This is a genomic window from Saccharopolyspora montiporae, from assembly GCF_015209505.1.
Lineage (GTDB): Bacteria > Actinomycetota > Actinomycetes > Mycobacteriales > Pseudonocardiaceae > Saccharopolyspora > Saccharopolyspora montiporae.
The window spans coordinates 14,104-29,766 of the sequence record NZ_JADEYC010000045.1 but is presented as its reverse complement, the minus strand read 5'-3'; the positions used below and the strand labels follow the sequence as shown (position 1 = coordinate 29,766).

Annotated in this window: 15 protein-coding genes; 9 read left to right on the top strand and 6 right to left on the bottom strand. The window is 73.0% G+C overall.

What is annotated here, in order from left to right; translation table 11 throughout:
• The first annotated feature begins 79 nt into the window (after window positions 1–79).
• Window positions 80–691, top strand: coding sequence for a hypothetical protein (locus IQ251_RS19025; RefSeq protein ID WP_193930368.1), 612 nt, complete (start codon window positions 80–82; stop codon window positions 689–691).
• Window positions 692–743: 52 nt separating this feature from the next.
• Here IQ251_RS19025 and IQ251_RS19020 read toward each other — a convergent pair whose 3' ends face one another.
• Together IQ251_RS19020 and IQ251_RS19015 are read right to left on the bottom strand one after the other, a co-directional pair.
• Complete coding sequence (locus IQ251_RS19020) at window positions 744–2,156, bottom strand: sugar porter family MFS transporter (RefSeq protein ID WP_193930367.1); 1,413 nt, start codon at window positions 2,154–2,156, stop codon at window positions 744–746.
• 173 nt (window positions 2,157–2,329) lie between these two features.
• A complete protein-coding gene (locus tag IQ251_RS19015) occupies window positions 2,330–2,572 on the bottom strand; it encodes a hypothetical protein (RefSeq protein WP_193930365.1) in 243 nt (80 codons plus the stop codon).
• 25 nt (window positions 2,573–2,597) lie between these two features.
• On the opposite strand from IQ251_RS19015, the gene IQ251_RS19010 reads away from it, so the two are divergent.
• Window positions 2,598–4,034, top strand: coding sequence for an Eco57I restriction-modification methylase domain-containing protein (locus tag IQ251_RS19010; RefSeq protein WP_370591503.1), 1,437 nt, complete (start codon window positions 2,598–2,600; stop codon window positions 4,032–4,034).
• Window positions 4,035–4,122: 88 nt separating this feature from the next.
• On the opposite strand, the gene IQ251_RS19005 is transcribed toward IQ251_RS19010, so the two are convergent.
• The 4 genes from IQ251_RS19005 to IQ251_RS18990 are packed head-to-tail and all read right to left on the bottom strand — an operon-like array spanning window position 4,123 to window position 8,067.
• Window positions 4,123–4,908 (bottom strand): ABC transporter permease, encoded by a 786-nt coding sequence (locus IQ251_RS19005; protein WP_193930363.1) that lies wholly within the window; start codon window positions 4,906–4,908, stop codon window positions 4,123–4,125.
• Window positions 4,905–5,852, bottom strand: a complete 948-nt coding sequence (locus tag IQ251_RS19000) for an ABC transporter permease (protein ID WP_193930360.1) — start codon at window positions 5,850–5,852, stop codon at window positions 4,905–4,907. The genes IQ251_RS19005 and IQ251_RS19000 overlap by 4 nt, the downstream gene beginning before the upstream one ends.
• On the bottom strand, window positions 5,849–6,550 hold the full coding sequence (locus IQ251_RS18995) for a class I SAM-dependent methyltransferase (protein ID WP_193930358.1): 702 nt from the start codon (window positions 6,548–6,550) through the stop codon (window positions 5,849–5,851). Before IQ251_RS18995 ends, IQ251_RS19000 begins: the two co-directional genes overlap by 4 nt.
• On the bottom strand, window positions 6,547–8,067 hold the full coding sequence (locus IQ251_RS18990; protein WP_193930356.1) for an ABC transporter substrate-binding protein: 1,521 nt from the start codon (window positions 8,065–8,067) through the stop codon (window positions 6,547–6,549). Before IQ251_RS18990 ends, IQ251_RS18995 begins: the two co-directional genes overlap by 4 nt.
• Before the next feature lie 350 nt (window positions 8,068–8,417).
• On the opposite strand from IQ251_RS18990, the gene IQ251_RS18985 reads away from it, so the two are divergent.
• From IQ251_RS18985 to IQ251_RS18955, 7 genes are all read left to right on the top strand, one after another.
• Window positions 8,418–9,596: a hypothetical protein gene (locus tag IQ251_RS18985; RefSeq protein WP_193930354.1), complete on the top strand. Its 1,179-nt coding sequence runs from the start codon at window positions 8,418–8,420 to the stop codon at window positions 9,594–9,596.
• 400 nt (window positions 9,597–9,996) lie between these two features.
• Entirely contained in the window at window positions 9,997–10,932 is a 936-nt protein-coding gene (locus IQ251_RS18980) for a phosphate/phosphite/phosphonate ABC transporter substrate-binding protein (protein WP_193930352.1), read from the top strand.
• A 96-nt stretch (window positions 10,933–11,028) separates the two neighbouring features.
• Window positions 11,029–11,763 (top strand): GntR family transcriptional regulator, encoded by a 735-nt coding sequence (locus IQ251_RS18975; protein ID WP_193930350.1) that lies wholly within the window; start codon window positions 11,029–11,031, stop codon window positions 11,761–11,763.
• Window positions 11,760–12,176 (top strand): phosphonate C-P lyase system protein PhnG, encoded by a 417-nt coding sequence (locus IQ251_RS18970; RefSeq protein WP_193930348.1) that lies wholly within the window; start codon window positions 11,760–11,762, stop codon window positions 12,174–12,176. The genes IQ251_RS18975 and IQ251_RS18970 overlap by 4 nt, the downstream gene beginning before the upstream one ends.
• A gap of 41 nt (window positions 12,177–12,217) precedes the next feature.
• Window positions 12,218–12,757 carry a phosphonate C-P lyase system protein PhnH gene (gene phnH / locus IQ251_RS18965; RefSeq protein ID WP_193930345.1) on the top strand — a complete coding sequence of 180 codons (540 nt, stop codon included), beginning with the start codon at window positions 12,218–12,220 and terminating at the stop codon, window positions 12,755–12,757.
• Window positions 12,757–13,869, top strand: a complete 1,113-nt coding sequence (locus IQ251_RS18960; RefSeq protein WP_193930343.1) for a carbon-phosphorus lyase complex subunit PhnI — start codon at window positions 12,757–12,759, stop codon at window positions 13,867–13,869. The genes phnH and IQ251_RS18960 overlap by 1 nt, the downstream gene beginning before the upstream one ends.
• On the top strand, window positions 13,866–15,662 hold the full coding sequence (locus IQ251_RS18955) for an alpha-D-ribose 1-methylphosphonate 5-phosphate C-P-lyase PhnJ (RefSeq protein ID WP_193930341.1): 1,797 nt from the start codon (window positions 13,866–13,868) through the stop codon (window positions 15,660–15,662). Before IQ251_RS18960 ends, IQ251_RS18955 begins: the two co-directional genes overlap by 4 nt.
• Window position 15,663: the final 1 nt, after the last annotated feature.

Genomic DNA, 15,663 nt, shown 5'->3' with positions numbered 1-15,663 from the left:
GGTCATAAAGGACTCGATTCGCCAACCTGTCGGCATTCGCCCGCAGTCCCGCGCGCTGCGCGGCGGGAACGGAGGATCCATGCGCAATTCCCGGGTTCCGATGAAGGCGCTCAGCAAGATCGCTACCGCGGCACTCGTGCTCTCCGCGGTCGGGACCGCCGGACCAGCGGCGGCGCAACCGGAGCAGCCCGACGAGCAGCCCCTCGCGCAGGTGCAGACGCGGGGAGTCGAGATCACCCAGGAACAGGCGGACCTGATCGAGCAGGCGGTGCAGGCGAATCCCGAGTTGAGCGCGTCCGACGCCCTGGACGCGGCCGGTGTGGACGAGACGCAGCAGCGGGTCGTCGAGGAGGGGTATGCAGAGGCCACTGCCGACTGCTCGGCGATGAGCCTGTGGGGAAACTCCGACGGCGCGTACACCTGGAAGAATGACTTCTTCCGGCTCACCGGGGGTTTTGCGGTGGGCGGCAACGTGCGGATCTACACGGACGGCGCGTTCTTCATCCCGGGGATCAGGGGCATCGAGGGGCGTTCGCAGGACATCTCCGGGCAGATGCCCTCGTCCGGGCTCTTCCCGAACGGCATGGGGGCGGAGGCGTGGTCCGTCAACACCCGGCTCCCCCATCTCGATCCGGCGTTCTGCTACGGCGAAGTCTGGGCGTCGTTCGACCACTCGGCGCCGCAGGGCTGACCCGACGCGCGACGTCCCCGGGCCGCGACCCGGGGACGTCGCGCTGTGGGGGTCAGCCCGCGTGGGTGTGCTTGGCCGAGCGCGCCGTGAGGTCGGACTCGATCTGTTCGAGCGTGCGGCCCTTGGTCTCCGGCAGCCAGCGGTACAGGTAGACCAACCCGCAGGCGCCGAGCACCGCGTACAGCCAGAACACGCCGGACGCCCCGCCGAACAGGTCGATCAGCGTCAGCACCGAGATGGACACCAGCAGGTCCAGGCCCCAGTGCGTGACGATGCCGAACGAACCGGCCTTGCCGCGCACGCTGCTCGGGAAGATCTCGCTGTTGACCAGCCAGATCGCGATGCCGAGGCTGCAGGCGAACGCGGACTGGTAGACCACGAGCGCCAGGATCAGCAGCACCGCCACCGTGCCCTGCACGGGCTGGGTGAACAGGAAACCGATCAGGATCAGCGCGCCGATGACCACCGCCGTGCCGCCCAGGATCAGCGGCCTGCGGCCGAGCCGATCGATGAACACCAGCGCGAAGATCGTGAACAGCACGTTCAGCGACCCGATGCCGACCGAGGCCAGGATCGCGCCGGTGTCGCCGAATCCCACGTTCTTCAGGATCGTCGGCGCGTAGTAGATCACCGCGTTGACCCCGACGACCTGGCTGCTGCCCGCCGCGGCCACGCCGACCGAGATCCACCGCCGGTAGCGGGGCCCCAGCAGGTCGCGGTAGGTGATGCGGCCCTCGGTCTGCACCGCCTCGCGGATCTCGGCCAGTTCCGCGTCCACGTGGTCGGCGGGCCGGGTGCGGGCCAGGACCGCGCGGGCTTGTTCCGGCCTGCCGTGCGTGAGCAGCCAGCGCGGGCTCTCCGGCAGGCCCAGCAGGCCGAAGAACATGAGCACCGCGGGAACCGTCGCCACGCCGAGCATCCAGCGCCAGGACCCGGCCGAGGACAGCGCGTAGCCGACGATGTAGGAGGCCAGGATGCCCACGGTGACCATGAACTGGTGCAGCGAGACCAGCGTCCCGCGCCGGTGCGGCGGGGACATCTCGGCGATGTAGCTGGGCACCACGAGTGACGAGATGCCGATGGCCACGCCGAGGAATCCGCGGGACAGCACCAGCAGTCCCGTGGACGGGGTCAGCGCGCACCCCAGCGTCGCCACGGTGAACAGCACCGTGACGCCGAGCAGGGTGTTGCGCCTGCCGAGGCGGTCGGCGAGCGGACCGCCGATGATGACGCCGACGACGGCGCCGATGAGGATCGACGAGACCACGATCTGCTGCATCATGTCGCCGAGCCCGAACTCGGGCTGGATGTAGAGCAGCGCTGCCGAGATCACGCCGGTGTCGTAGCCGAAGAGCAACCCGCCGAACGCGGCGATGATCGACGCGCCCACGACGAGTGCCGTGCCGTTGCGCGGTTGCGCGCCGCCGGTGTCGTTGTCCTGCTCGCTCGCGGTGCCACCCGTCATGAGCAGCCCCCTCCCGGTCGCGGATCAGTGATGGCGATCACATGGGCCGGATCATACGAGCAGGACTCGGATTTCGCCGAGTATTCGCTGGTGAACGCCGTGTATGCGGTGTTCGCCGGGAAGGGTGGGAATGGGGTCCGTGTACCACTCGGGCGGGCGGCCGGGGTGTCCGGTCAGGCATCACCGGACAGTGCGCGCAGCACCCGATCCACCCGGTCGGTGAGGTGCGCGCCGGTCGCCGGGCAGGTCAGCGGATCGTCCCGGGGGCACTCCAGCAGGTGATCCAGGGCATCGCCGGCTCGGGTGAGGCGCCCCGGTTGCGCGGTGCCGACCTCCCGGTTGCGGTGGAGCAGTTCGTGCCGGTCCGCGCGCCCACGTCGACCGGTCCGCGCTGCGGGTCGCCCCCGGAGCAGCACTGCGGAGTCGCCTACGCTGGGGCGGGTGACCTTGTTCGACCTGCCTGCCGATACCACCGCGTGCGTGGGCGGGATCCCCGATGACGCGATCGAGCAGGGCGAAGTCTTCACCCGGAGCTGGGTGGTGGACCTCGTTCTCGACCTGGTCGGCTATGTCCCGTCCACCGATCTGGCAGCGCGCACCTTGGTGGAGCCGGCTTGCGGGGAAGGTGCTTTCCTCGGCGCCGTAGCCGAGCGGGTCGGCCGCTCGTGCGGGCTGGCGGGGAGATCGATCCTCGACGCGGCGGAATCCGTGCGCGCCTACGACCTGCTGCCCCGGAACGTGGTCGCCAGCCGCGAGCGCGTCGCCGAGACGCTGGTGCAGCAGGGGTGGCCGCCGGACGATGCGCAAAGCGTCGCGCGGATGTGGGTGCGGGCCGGGGATTTCCTGCTCCGCGGGCCGGCGGAGCACGGAGCCGACTTCGTCGTCGGCAACCCGCCGTATGTTCGCCTGGAGGACATCCCCGATGATCGGTTGATCGCCTACCGGGAACGCTGGCCCAGCATGATCGGCCGGGCCGACCTGTACGTCGGTTTTCTCGAAGCCGCGCTCTCCGCGCTGCGTCCGGGCGGAGCGCTCGGCTTCATCTGCGCGGACCGGTGGATGCGCAACCAGTACGGGCGGGCACTGCGGCAGCTCGTGTGCCGCGACTTCGCCGTGGATGCCGTCCTCTCCATGCACGAGGTCGACTGCTTCGAGGAGCCCGTGTCCGCCTACCCCGCGGTCACGGTGTTGCGCAACGGCCGGCAAGGCAGCGCGCTCGTCGCTGACACGACCGCGGAATTCGGCAGTGCGCAGGCCGCAGAACTGCTGGAATGGTCGCGCCGCGGGGCGACCTCCTCCGTTCGGGAGAGCAGCTTCACCGCTTCCCGGACGACCGGCTGGTTCGAGCACGCCGATTCGTGGCCGGTCGGCAGCCCGGAGCGGCTGGCCTTCCTGGCGGACCTGGAGAAACGGCTCGCCCCTTTGCACGATGCCGCGACCGGCACGCGGGTGGGCATCGGGATCGCGACGGGGGCCGACAAGGTCTACCTGACGCAGGACGACGACCTGGTCGAGCGCGACCGGCTCCTGCCGCTCGCGATGGTCGCCGACATCAGAGGTGGGCACCTGGCCTGGTCCGGGACCTATCTGGTGAACCCGTGGACGCCCGACGGCGAACTCGTGGATCTGGAGCGCTACCCGCGCCTCGCGGAACATTGCGCGCGGCACGGTGAACAGCTCACCGGGCGGCATATCGCCCGCAAGCAGCCGCCGGATGCGCGGCGGCACCCTGCGCTTCCAGTCGCAGTACCTGCGCAAGATCCGCGTGCCCGAGCCGGGCCGGTTGGCGCGGAGCGACGCCGACGCGTTGGCGGCAGCCTTCCAGCGCCGCGATGTCGACCTCGCCACCCGGGCCGCCTTGCGCGCGTGCGGTGTTGATCACCTGCCCGACTAGGATCACGATCCGTGCGGCCGTCAACGCCCGGATCGCGTACCTGCGCGATCTCGGCATTCCCGGATAGGCCGTTCAGGTCGGTCGGTGGTCGGTGCGCCCGGTGCCGGCGAGGAGGGTTTGCACGGCGAGGACGGCCAGGAGCGGGGCCAGCAGCAGCCAGGGTGCGGTTTCCAGGTGGTCGACCGATTCGGCCAGCATGGCGCCCCATTCCGGGCTGGGCGGTGGCGGGCCGAGGCCGAGGAAGCCCAGGGCGGCGACCGTGTTGATCAGCGCAGGCAGCCGGACGACGGCCAGCGCACCGACCGCGGGGAGCACGGCCGGCAGCACCGACACGCGCAGCACGCGGACCGGCGAAGCGCCCAGCGCTTCGTGCGCGCGGACCCACGGTTCGCCGCGCACGGCGGCCACTTGGGCATCCACCTGCCGGGCGAACGGCAACCATCCGACGCTGACCAGCGCGAACACCAGCGTGATCCGGCCGGGTCCGCCGATGAGCCCGGCGATGATGGCCACCAGCACGGGCGGCAGCGCTACCGCGACATCGATCAGCCCGCGCACCAGCACCGCGATCCGGCCGCCGCTGCGCCCGGTCAGCCCGCCCACGAACACGCCGATGAGCACCGACAGCAGCAGGGCCGCCCCCGCCGCACCCAGCGTCAGCGGTGCGCCGTGCGCGAGCCGGGCCAGCACGTCGCGGCCGAGTTCGTCGGTGCCCAGCGGGTGCTGCGCCGACGGGCCGTCCAGCACCGCGGCCATGTCGGTGCGCAGCGGATTGCGCAGCCAGCCCGCCACCAGCACCGCGAGCACCAGCGCGGACAGGCCCGCGCGCACCGGCCGGGCGGTCAACTGCGCGATCACGCCGCCCCCCGTCTCGTCCGCGGATCCGCGGCGAGCGCGGCGGCATCGCCGAGCGCGCCGATCGCCAGCGCGGCCAGTGCCGCCGCCACCAGCCCGCCCTGCACCAGCGGGACGTCCTGCGTGCGCACCGCTTCCACCAGCGTGCTGCCCAGACCCGGGATGTCGAAGACCACCTCGATCGCCGTGGTGCCCGCGACCGCACCGGCCGCGCTGTAGGTCAGCAGCGCCAACGCGGGCGGCAGCGCGGGCTTTCCGATGTGCAGCAGCCAGATCCGGGCCGTGCCGAGACCTTTGGCCTGCGCCGCCGCGGCGAACGTCCGCTCGCGCAGCGAGCGCGCGTGCTCGCGGGTGGTGACCGCGATCGGTGCGGCCAGGCACGGCACCAGCGAGGCCAGCGGCAGGATCGCGTACTCCGGGCCGCGCCACCCGGAACTGGGCAGCAGCTGCAACCCGACCGCGAACACCACGACCAGCAGCGGGGCCAGCGCGAACTCCGGCAGCGCGGCGGCGAACCTGCTCAGCACCCGCACCGCGCGGTCGGCGGCCGACCCGGTGCGCCGCGCGGCCAGCAGGCCGGTGCCGAAGCCCAGCGCGAAGGACAGCAGCATCGAGCCGACCACGATGCTCAGCGAGATCTGCGCCGCCGCGAGCACTTCGGCGGCCGCGTCCTGCCCGGACACCCACGACGCGCCGAGATCACCGGTGAGCAGGCCGCCGATGCGGTCGGCGATGCGCTGCGGCAGCGGCTGGTCCATCCCGAGCTGGGCGCGCAGCGCTTCGAGCACCTGCGGATCCGCATCGCCGTCCGCGTAGCGGCCGGACAGCACGCTGCGCGCCGCGTCCACCCCGGTCAGCTCCGGCAGCAGCACCGCCAGCAGCACGACCCCGGCCAGCACGAACGGGGTGAGCGCGAGCCGCAGCACGGTTGCGCGCGCGGCGGTCAACCCGGCAGCTGCTCGTGCGGTGCGCGGGCGCAGAGCACGAAGAACCCGGGTGCGCTGGGGTACGGCGCGGTGTCGAACACGCCGGTGCGCTCGGCGATCCCGGTGAATCCGCAGCCGGCCACGAGCGCGGCGCAGCGGTCGAAGTCCAGGCCCGCGCCGTAGGGCAGCTGCGCGGTGACGTCCGAGTAGTGCGTGTCGAAGCGCTCGTCGGTGCGGGGTTCACCGGTTTCGGCCGCGCCCCACAACCCGTCGGTGATCAGCAGCAGTCCGCCCGGGCGCAGCGCCCCGCGCCACGCGCGCACCGCATCGGCGGGATCGGGCAGCGTCCACAGCACGTTGCGGGTCACCACCGCGTCGAACGGGCCTTCCGGCGGCGCTCCGGCCGGGCCCACCAGCCAGCGCACGTCCAGCGCCTCGGCGACGCCGCGCTCCTCGGCCACGGCCAGCATGCCCGGCGAGGCGTCCTGCCCGGTGACCCGGTGTCCGCGCGCGGCCAGCAGCGTGGCCAGGAAACCCGTGCCGCAGCCGGAATCCAGCACCTGCGCTCCGTCGCCGACGGCCGCGGACACCAGCGGCGCCACCCGCTGCGACCACAGCTCGCGGGCCGGGTTCTGCCCGGGCTGGGCGTCGTAGCCGTCCCGGGCACGTCCGTCCCAATAGGACACCACGGACGCGGGGGCCTGTGCGGTCGCGGTCATCGGCGGGAGACCTCCTCGGTCAGGAGTTCGCGTTCCAGCGGGTCGGTGGCGACACCGGTCACGGCGGTGCTGTGCGCGATGCGGTCCTGGTCGTGCGCCAGCGGGACGCCGACCACGTGCTCGTCCAGCAGCTCACTGGCTTCGCGGAAGACCTCGGCGCGCTGCTCCCGGTCGTCGACCGCGTCCAGCCCACCGAGCAGCGCGTCCAGCCGCGGATCGCACCAGTGGTCCAGGTTGAACCCGCCCGCGCAGCTGAAGTCGCTGGCCAGGTAGCTCGCCGCGTCGGGCACGTCGACGAGGTAGTTGCGCGAGTAGACCGCGGCGTCCACCTCGCCGTTGAAGATCTTCGGTTCCACCCGGTCGGACGGTTCCTGCACGATGCGCACGTCGAATCCGGCGCGCCCCAGCTGGTCGGCCAGCGCGGTGGTCAGCGCGGGCAGTTCCGGGCGTTCCGGGTAGGTGGCGATGGTGACCGGGATCCGCCGCTCACCGGTGGCCGCGGTCAGCGCGCGCTGCGCGGCCGCCGGATCGCCCGCGGGCGGCTTCTCCCGCGAGCCCCACGGCACGCCGGGGCCGAAGTAGCGGGCGGCGGGGAGCGATTCGCCTTGCAGTACCCCGTCCACCAGCCCGGTGCGGTCCACCGCGCGTTCGGCGGCTTCGCGGACCTGCTGGTCGGCGAACGGTCCCTCCGCGGTGTTCATGTGCAGGGCGGTGGTGCGCGGCAGCTCCAGCGAGTCGATCTCGACGTCCTCGGCCGAGCGCAGCGGCTCCAGCTGTGCCACCGGGACCTTGTCGATCAGGTCGAACTCGCCGCTGCGCAGGCCGTTGACCCGGGCGGAGGCGTCGTCGACGAATCGGACCTGGGCCGCGTCCACGTGCGCCGGCTGCCTGCGGTAGCTGTCGCTGCGCCGCAGGTCGACGCTCTGCACGCCGTGCACGCGGGTCACCTCGAACGGGCCGGTGCCGGCTCCGGCGGCCGGGTCGACGGTGCCGTCCTCGCCGACCGCGCCCGGGGCGAGCACGGCCGCGTTCGCGGTGGCCAGCCGCTGCGGCAGGATCGGATCCGGTTGCGCGGTGCGCACCTGCACGGTCCGCTCGTCCGGCGCGTCGACGCCGGCCAGCACGTCGCGCAGCGCGCGGGGCGGGGCGGCCGACGAGGTCACCCGGCGCAGCGAGTCGGCCGCGGCCTGCGCGGTCACCGGCTCGCCGGACTGGAAGCGGACGCCGGGCGCCAGGGTGAACCGCCACTCGACGGGGGAGACCCGCTGCCAGGACTCGGCCAGGTCGGGATGCACCGCACCGTCCGGCGCGACGTCCACCAGCGTCTCGGTCACGCCGAGCCGGGACAGGATCAGCGCGTCGTCCGAGGCCGGGTCCCAGCCGCTCTGCGGGCTGAACGCCATCGCCGCCTGCAGGGGCCGGTCGCCCGTTTCCGCACCGCTGAACCCGCAGCCGGACAGCACCAGCAGGGCCGCCGCGCACGCCGCACCGCGCACCGCGCTACCGGGTAATCGCAATTGCCACCACCTTGCAGGAACTCCGTCCGCTAGATAGTCGCATGTCCGGGCGCGGCGAGGTAGGAGAGCTCGCACACCCGCCACGGGTGATCGGACCGGTACTGCACGTGCGCGACGCTGCACTTGCGGCGACGGATAGCTACCCGATCGTCCGATCGGGGATCGCCCGGCAACTCCGGTGCGCTGCCGGCGCGATGATCATGCGCGACGCTGGGTCGCCGTCCCTGCTCCCATCGGTTCGACCTGATCTTCGGATCTCGCCAAGGGTGCCGCGTTGCCGGTACCGAATGGGGTCGTGCCGCGCACCGGACGGCCCGGTGCCGAGGCGATGACGGCGGGAGGACCCACCGATGACCCGGGAACAGCGCAACCTGCTGCGCGTGCTCTCGTTCCTCGCCGGCCTGCTGGCGGTCGTGCTCGGCGTGCGGGCCGGTGCTCCGGTGTGGTCGTGGGCGGTGTCCGCGGTGGTGCTGCTGCTGGTGCCGGTGCCGGTCGCCGAGCTGTTGCTGCTCCGGCACCGCCGCGCCCGCACCGATCCCGCGGACCGCACGCCGCAGCCGGAAAACCGTACGCCGCAGCCGGAAAACCGTACGCCGCAGCCGGATCCGCAACCGAAAGATCCGGAAACCCGCGCGGTGCAGGAGATTCCGCTGCGCAGCTCGGCGGACGATTACCGGTTCTGGTTCTCCGCCCGGGTGTGCTGGCGGCAGGTGCCCGAGGCGCCCGGCATGCCGCACGCCGATCCGGGCGGGCGCGCCGTGCACCTGGTGGTGGAGCAGGCCGCCGAGCAAGCGGCACTGACCGGCCCGGACGATTACCCGCTGCTGCAGCACCGGCTCGATTCGCTGCTCGGTGCGGTGCGGCACGACGAGTCCGGGCGGGTCGAGGCGTGGGCGGTGGACGTGCGGGTGGCGCTGGCCGATTCAGACGCCGAGCGGCTGCGCGAGCTCACCGATGCGCGCAAGGATCAGCTGCTCTGGGAGCGCCGGCGCGAGTCGGAGCGCGACAAGCGGGAACACCTGGCGCAGGACGTGCTGAAAACCCCCGGCAGCACCCTGGTCTGGTGGTTGGTGCACAACGACTATCGGGTGGACGAGGCCGTGGCGCGCATCGACGACTTCCGCCGCCTCGCCGAGGCCGCGGCCGACACCGGGCAGCCGAGCGCGCACCAGCTGCGCACCCAGTGGGCCGAGATGTTCGCACCGGGCGCGGAGACCTCGTTCCGCGCGGCGTATTCGCCGCCCGCCGGTGCCCTGGAAGCCAACGGCACCGACGGAACCGGGACGAACGGAACCGGGACCGACGGTGCTGCGCACGACGGCGCGGACGTCGGCAGTGCCGGAACCGGCGGCGCAGCAGGCGTTCCCGAGTCGGCCGAGGACGTGCTGGCGGCGATCGAGCGCATGGACGGCTCTCCTGCCGAACGCGCCGAACTCGTCCGCGCGCTGACCGCGGTGCTCGACGAGCGGCAGCAGCACGACCTCGCCGACCACTTCCGCACCCGGCACGCCACCCGCGCACCGTCCTGACCGCGGCCGGCGGTCATGGTCGCGCGGCGAGGCGTTCGGTGAGGGCGAGCGCGTCCAGCGGGGCGCGGGCGGCGGCATCGTTGGCAGCGCGTGGAACGAGGCGTTGATCTCCGCGCTGGGCAACCGGGACGCCAGGTGCGCGAGCTCGCAGTCCCGCGGCAGGTCGGACGGGTAGAACGGGCGCGCCAGGAGTCGTAGGCCCAGCCCGAGGTGCCCACCAGAACGCGACCGCGCATGCGCCGACCGTAGCCGCGGGCCCGGTCACCTGCCGCGCCGCCGGGCATGTCCGGTCGGGTTGGCGACAACATCCCGGCCCGTTCGCCGCGGGTTCACCCGGCGACGGCCGCAGGTCCACCCGCGGTGCGCACGCTGGCCGCGACACCTGACGGAAGGACCGATCATGCTGCCATTCTCCCGGCGCACGCGGGTGCTGCTCGCCGCGGCCACACTGCCGTTCGTCCTGTCGGCCTGCGGCCCGAGCGCCGCGGAGGGACAGCACGGCGACCGCGATCCGGACGAGCTGGTGTTCGCCTCCATCCCCTCCGAGGATTCCGGTGACCTGGAACAGGACTACGAACCGCTGATCCGCATGCTGGAGCGGGAGACCGGCAAGAAGGTGCGCATGCAGAAGGCCACCGACTACGCCGCGGTCATCGAGGGCCAGCGCACCGGCAAGGTGGACATCGCGCTGTACGGACCGCTGTCCTACGTGGTGGCCGAGCGCAACGGCGCGGAGATCACCCCGGTCGCCGCGCAGACCGAGGAACGCGGGCAGGACCCCACCTACCGCTCCTACGGCGTCGTGCCCGCCGATTCACCGGTGCAGGACCTGTCCGGGTTCCGCGACCGGCAGGTGTGCTTCGTGGACCCGAACTCGACCTCCGGTTACCTGTACCCGAAGGCGGCGCTGCTGGACGCGGGCATCGATCCGGAGCGCGGTGTGCAGCCGGTCATGGCCGGCGGGCACGACGCCTCGGCGCTGTCCGTGCACGGCGGGCAGTGCGGTGCCGGGTTCGCGCAGGACGTCATGGTCGACGAGCTGCTCCCGGAACGCGGTGGCCTGGCCCGCGAGGACCTGCGCGTGGTGTGGAAGTCCGATCCCATCCCGGGATCCCCGCTGGCGGTCTCCGACGACCTCGCGCCGCAGCTGCGCGAGAAGATCAGCGGGGCGCTGCGGGACAAGGCCAACGCCGACTACCTGCGCGAGAACGGTTTCTGCGCGGGCGATTGCCGCACCGGCGGGTACTGGGGATTCGTCCCGGTCGACGACCACACCTTCGACAGCGTGCGCGACGTGTGCGCCACCACCCGCGACGAGCAGTGCACCACGGGATGATCCGCGCGACAGGTGTTCCCGCTGTTCACCTGACCGGTCCCGGCCGTTGACGCCACCGCAGATGTCCGGACAAGCTCGGCGACCACGCTCTCGGATGTGGCCAGAAGCCGGTACCTGGAAATAGCCGACGAACTCGCCCGGGAACTGGCGGACCTGCCCGCCGGGTCCCGGGTGCCGAGCGAGCACGAGATCGGCGTGCGGTTCGCCGTCGGGCGGGCCGCCGCCCGGGCGGCCGTGCAGGAGCTGGAACAGCGGTTGCTCGTGCGGCGGGTCCGCGGTGCGGGGACGTTCGTCAACCGCCGCATCGACTACGCCATCTCGCAGAGCCGCGCCCCGTCCTGGCACCGCACGGTGCGCGAGGCGGGCGGCGACCCGCGGTCCGTGGTGCGCGACGTGCGCAGCGCGGGCCTGCCGCCGGGCGTGGCCGAACGGCTCCGCCGGCCCGCGGGCGATCCCGCGCACCTGCTCGTCCGGCAGTACTACGTGGACGAACTGCTCACCTCGTGGTCGAACGAGTGGGTGCCGGGCGACGTGCTGCCCGATCCGGCCATCGCCGTGCACGCCGTCGAGTCGGTCGATGCGATCTTGCGCCAGCTCGGCGAAGTGCGGCCGGTGCGGGCGTGGTGCCGGGTCAGCTACGACCTGCCCGACACCGAGGTGGTGGAAGGCCTGGCCACCGAACTCGGCAGGCCCGTGTGGCTGGTGGAGAGCCTCAGCTGCGACGAGGGAACCGGCCGCCCGGTGCTGGCCAGTCACACGTGGTCGCGACCGGATTCCGCGCGGATCGTCGTCGAGATGGACGGTCCGCACCGACCCCCGGAGGACGAGTGAACACCGAACTGCGCGCAGAACTGCTCGCCGAGGCCGAATCCGCCGAACTGATCGACCTGGCCGACGACTGCCTCGCCGCGGGCGCCGAACCGGCCGTGCTGGTGCGCCCGCAAGTGGGTTGCGTCCCGGTGCAGGTGCGCGAACCCGTCCGACAGGAGCGCTTCCTGCTCGGCGATGCGCTGGCCTGCCGCGCCGAGGTCGAACTCGCCGGGCAGCGCGGCTGGTCGCTGCGCCTCGGCGACGACCGGCCCGCCGCGCTGGCCGCCGCGATCGTGGACGCGGCTGCCCGCACCGGGCTCGACGGCGGCGCCGCGGACCGGCTGTGCCAGGACGTGCTGGCGCGGCGGGAGGCCGCCGACCGGGAGGAATGGGCCGAACTGGCGCCCACGATCGTCGAATTCGAGGAGCTGTGACCGCGCCCGCCGCGGATCGCGGCGCACCGGAGGGACCCCGCATGGCCACTGCCACCGAACTGGACCGGGACACCACCCAGCTGGTGTTCCGGGCGAGCCTGGACGCGCTCGCCGAACCCGGCGAGCTCCGGGAGCTGCCGGAGGCCGGGCTGCCCGCGGCGCTGCTGCCGCTGCTGTCGCTGGCCGATCTGGACACCCCGGTGTTCACCGACACCGAGCACGACGCGGTGCGCACGGCGACCGGATCCCCGCTCGTGCCGCCGGAACGGGCCCGGCTGGCCGCCGTTCTCGGCGACACCGTGCCGCTGCACCGGTTTCCCGCGGGAAGCGCCGCGGCCCCGGAACGCGCGGCGCTGATCACCCTGGCCGTGGCCGGGTTCAGCGCGGGAACCGCGCTGCAGCTGACCGGGCCGGGCGTGCCGGGCAGCCGGGAACTGCGGGTGCGCGGGCTACCGGACGACTTCACCGCGCAGCGCGCCGCGCTGTCCGGTTTCCCGGCCGGACCGGACCTGCTGCTGGTCGCCCCGGACGGACGGCTGGCCGGCCTGCCGCGATCGACCCGCGTCGAAGGAGCTAGCTGATGGGATATTCCGGAGTCCGCGGTGGGATGGACGCGATTCTGGCCGCTGAACGGCTGGTGCGCCGCCGCCGCGACCACGCCGACGCCGAGTGGGCGAGCACCGAGCAGATCGTGCTGCGCTTCCGGCTGGCGGTGGACCGCATCATGGGCGAGGCCGGGCTGTACGACCCACACGTGGCCGCCGACGCGTTCCGGCAGGCCGAGGGCGATGTGCTGGAGGCCGCGCACCTGGTCCGTGCCTACCGGTCGACGCTGCCGCGGCTGGCGGTGACCGAACCGGTCGACCCGGACCAGATGACCGTGCTGCGGCGGATCGTGCCCGCGCACCGCACCCCGGACGGCCCGCAGTTGCTGGGCCGCACCACCGACTACACCGGTAGGCTGCTGGAACGCCCGGACGGCCCGCCGGAGCAGCCCGAACCGGCGGAAACCCCCGCCGACGACGGCGGAACCGCCGAGCAGCGGCATCCGCGCAGGTTCCTGGACCTGCTGCGCGAACTCGACCTGGCCGTGCAGCACGACCCGCCCGCCGACGACCCGGAACCGTTCGACATCACCCGCGCGGCCGCGCGCCCGCCCGCACCGCGCTCGGCGGTGCTGTCCAGCATGGCGCGCGCGGAAACCGGTGCGCTGGTGGGCTTGTGGTACCGCTCGATCCTCGGTCCGGACGGCGATGTGCACGAGATCACCCTCGGCGATACCCGGCACGGCCGGATCCGGCTGCACGTGCGGCACCCGCACACCGGGAATCCGGTGTCGTTCGGGCGGATCCGCGTCACCGAGGCCGAGGGTATCGAGGACCTGGACGGTGCCGAGGAGGACCGCACCCGGTTCGACGTCGGCTACGGCCTGTGCTTCGGGCACAACGAGCGCAAGGCGATCGCGATGGCCAACCTGGACATCGCCTGGCGCCGCGCCGGACCGGACAGCCCGCTGGAGCAGCTGCTGCTGCTGACCACCGACGGGCTGGACTCGGGCGGCTTCCTGGAACACCTGAAACTGCCGCACTACGTGACATTCCGGTCCATGGTGGACCGAAAGTTGGCCCGGCGCACCGCGGATGCCCCGCAGCAACCACGCGTGCCCGAGCCGTTCGGGGAGGAGTGCCGATGACCGCCGCACCGACGACGCGCTCGGTCCGCGAGATGGCCGTGGACGCCGAGCAGCGCGCGCACATCCTGGACGAGGGCGCCAAGCGCGAGATCCGCCGCGCCGCGCTGGTCGCGGTGTGCGTGCCGGGCTACCAGGTGCCGTTCGGGTCGCGGGAGATGCCGGTGGCCCGCGGTTGGGGATCCGGTGGGCTGCAGGTGACGCTGGCCGTGGTCGGCGGCTCGGACACCGTGAAGGTGATCGACCAGGGCGACGACGGCGGGGTGAACGCGGTCAACCTGCGCCGGATGATCGCCGGGACCACCGGCTGCGCCGCGGACACCGACACCCGCTCGGCCACGGTGGTGCAGACCCGGCACCGCATCCCGGAGGAACCGCTGGGCGCGGGACAGGTGCTCGTGTACCAGGTCCCGGTGCCGGAACCGCTGCGCGGTGTGCAGAAGTCCGTGGTCGAGTGCGCCCGGATGCACGCCGACGGCGACTACTCGGCGATGTGGGTGAGCCTGTACGAGGACCTGGTGCGCAACGGCGTGATCACCAAGTCCACCGGGTATCCGGTGCTGGTGGGCGGTCGGTACGTGATGGCCACGAGCCCGGTGCCGCGCTGGGACGTGCCCAAGCTGCACCGGTGCGCGCACCTCAACCTCTACGGGGCGGGCCGGGAGAAGCGGATCTACGCGATCCCGCCGCACACCGATGTGCTGCCGCTGACCTTCGACGACGTGCCGTTCGAGGTGGAGCAGGTGCCCGGGGCGTCCTGCGGCTACTGCGGATCGGGCACCAGCTTCCTGGTCGAGGGCGGGCCGACCGGGTACGTGTGCAGCGACTCCGACTGGTGCACCCGGTTCGCGGCCGGGGACGCCGCCGACGAGGTGCACCCGTTGCCGGAGTCGCTGCTGCCCGCGGAACCGCCGCAGCGCACCGAGGTGCGCGAACGCCGCCCGGTCGGCGAGGACCGCCCGGAGTGGGTGCTGCGGGCGGAGGGCATCGGCAAGGTGCACGGTGCCGGCGGGGCGGCCGCGGTCGCCGGGACCGGCCCGGACACCGGGACCGCGATCAGCCCGGGCACCGGTGCGGTGGTGGCCGCCTGGGACGTGACCTTCGACGTGGCGGCCGGGGAAGCGCTGGGTGTGATCGGCGAATCGGGCTCGGGCAAGTCGACGGTGCTGCGCTGCGTGATGGGCGACGAGCCGGCCACCGCGGGAACCGTGCACCTGGCGGCGGTGGACGGCGGCCGGTCCGGGCTGCACGAACTGGATCCGGCGGTGCGCCGCGCGCTGCGGGTGGACACGCTGTCCTTGGTGCACCAGGACCCGGCCGCGGGGCTGGACCTGCGGGTCACCGCGGGTGGCAACGTCGCCGAGCGGCTCACCGCCGCGGGCTGGCGCGGGTTCCGCGCGATCCGCGAACGCGCCGCCGAACTGCTGGAGCGGGTCGAGGTCCCGCTGTCCAGGATGGACGATCCGGTGGCCGAGTTCTCCGGTGGGATGCGCCAGCGGGTGCAGATCGCCAAGGCGCTGGCCACCGATCCGCCGGTGCTGCTGCTGGACGAGCCCACCACCGGCCTGGACGCCTCGGTCGCCGCCGGGGTGCTCGACCTGCTGCGCGGCTTGCTCGGCGAACGGGACACCGCCGCGGTCGTGGTCAGCCACGACTTCGCGGTGATCGAGGCGCTCACCGACCGCAGCATCGTCATGCAGCTCGGCCGGGTCGTGGAGAGCGGGTTGACCGACCAGCTGTTCGCCGATCCGCACCACCCCTACACGCAGCGGCTCGTCGCCGCGGCACGAAGGTGAG

What these genes read in the sequence shown, in the direction of transcription:
- IQ251_RS18995 (WP_193930358.1), bottom strand. Translation starts at nt 6,550, where the DNA reads ATGACCGCGACCGCACAGGCCCCCGCGTCCGTGGTGTCCTATTGGGAC.
- IQ251_RS18985 (WP_193930354.1), top strand. Translation starts at nt 8,418, where the DNA reads ATGACCCGGGAACAGCGCAACCTGCTGCGCGTGCTCTCGTTCCTCGCC.
- IQ251_RS18980 (WP_193930352.1), top strand. Translation starts at nt 9,997, where the DNA reads ATGCTGCCATTCTCCCGGCGCACGCGGGTGCTGCTCGCCGCGGCCACA.
- IQ251_RS19020 (WP_193930367.1), bottom strand. Translation starts at nt 2,156, where the DNA reads ATGACGGGTGGCACCGCGAGCGAGCAGGACAACGACACCGGCGGCGCG.
- IQ251_RS18960 (WP_193930343.1), top strand. Translation starts at nt 12,757, where the DNA reads ATGGGATATTCCGGAGTCCGCGGTGGGATGGACGCGATTCTGGCCGCT.
- IQ251_RS19025 (WP_193930368.1), top strand. Translation starts at nt 80, where the DNA reads ATGCGCAATTCCCGGGTTCCGATGAAGGCGCTCAGCAAGATCGCTACC.
- IQ251_RS18955 (WP_193930341.1), top strand. Translation starts at nt 13,866, where the DNA reads ATGACCGCCGCACCGACGACGCGCTCGGTCCGCGAGATGGCCGTGGAC.
- phnH (WP_193930345.1), top strand. Translation starts at nt 12,218, where the DNA reads ATGGCCACTGCCACCGAACTGGACCGGGACACCACCCAGCTGGTGTTC.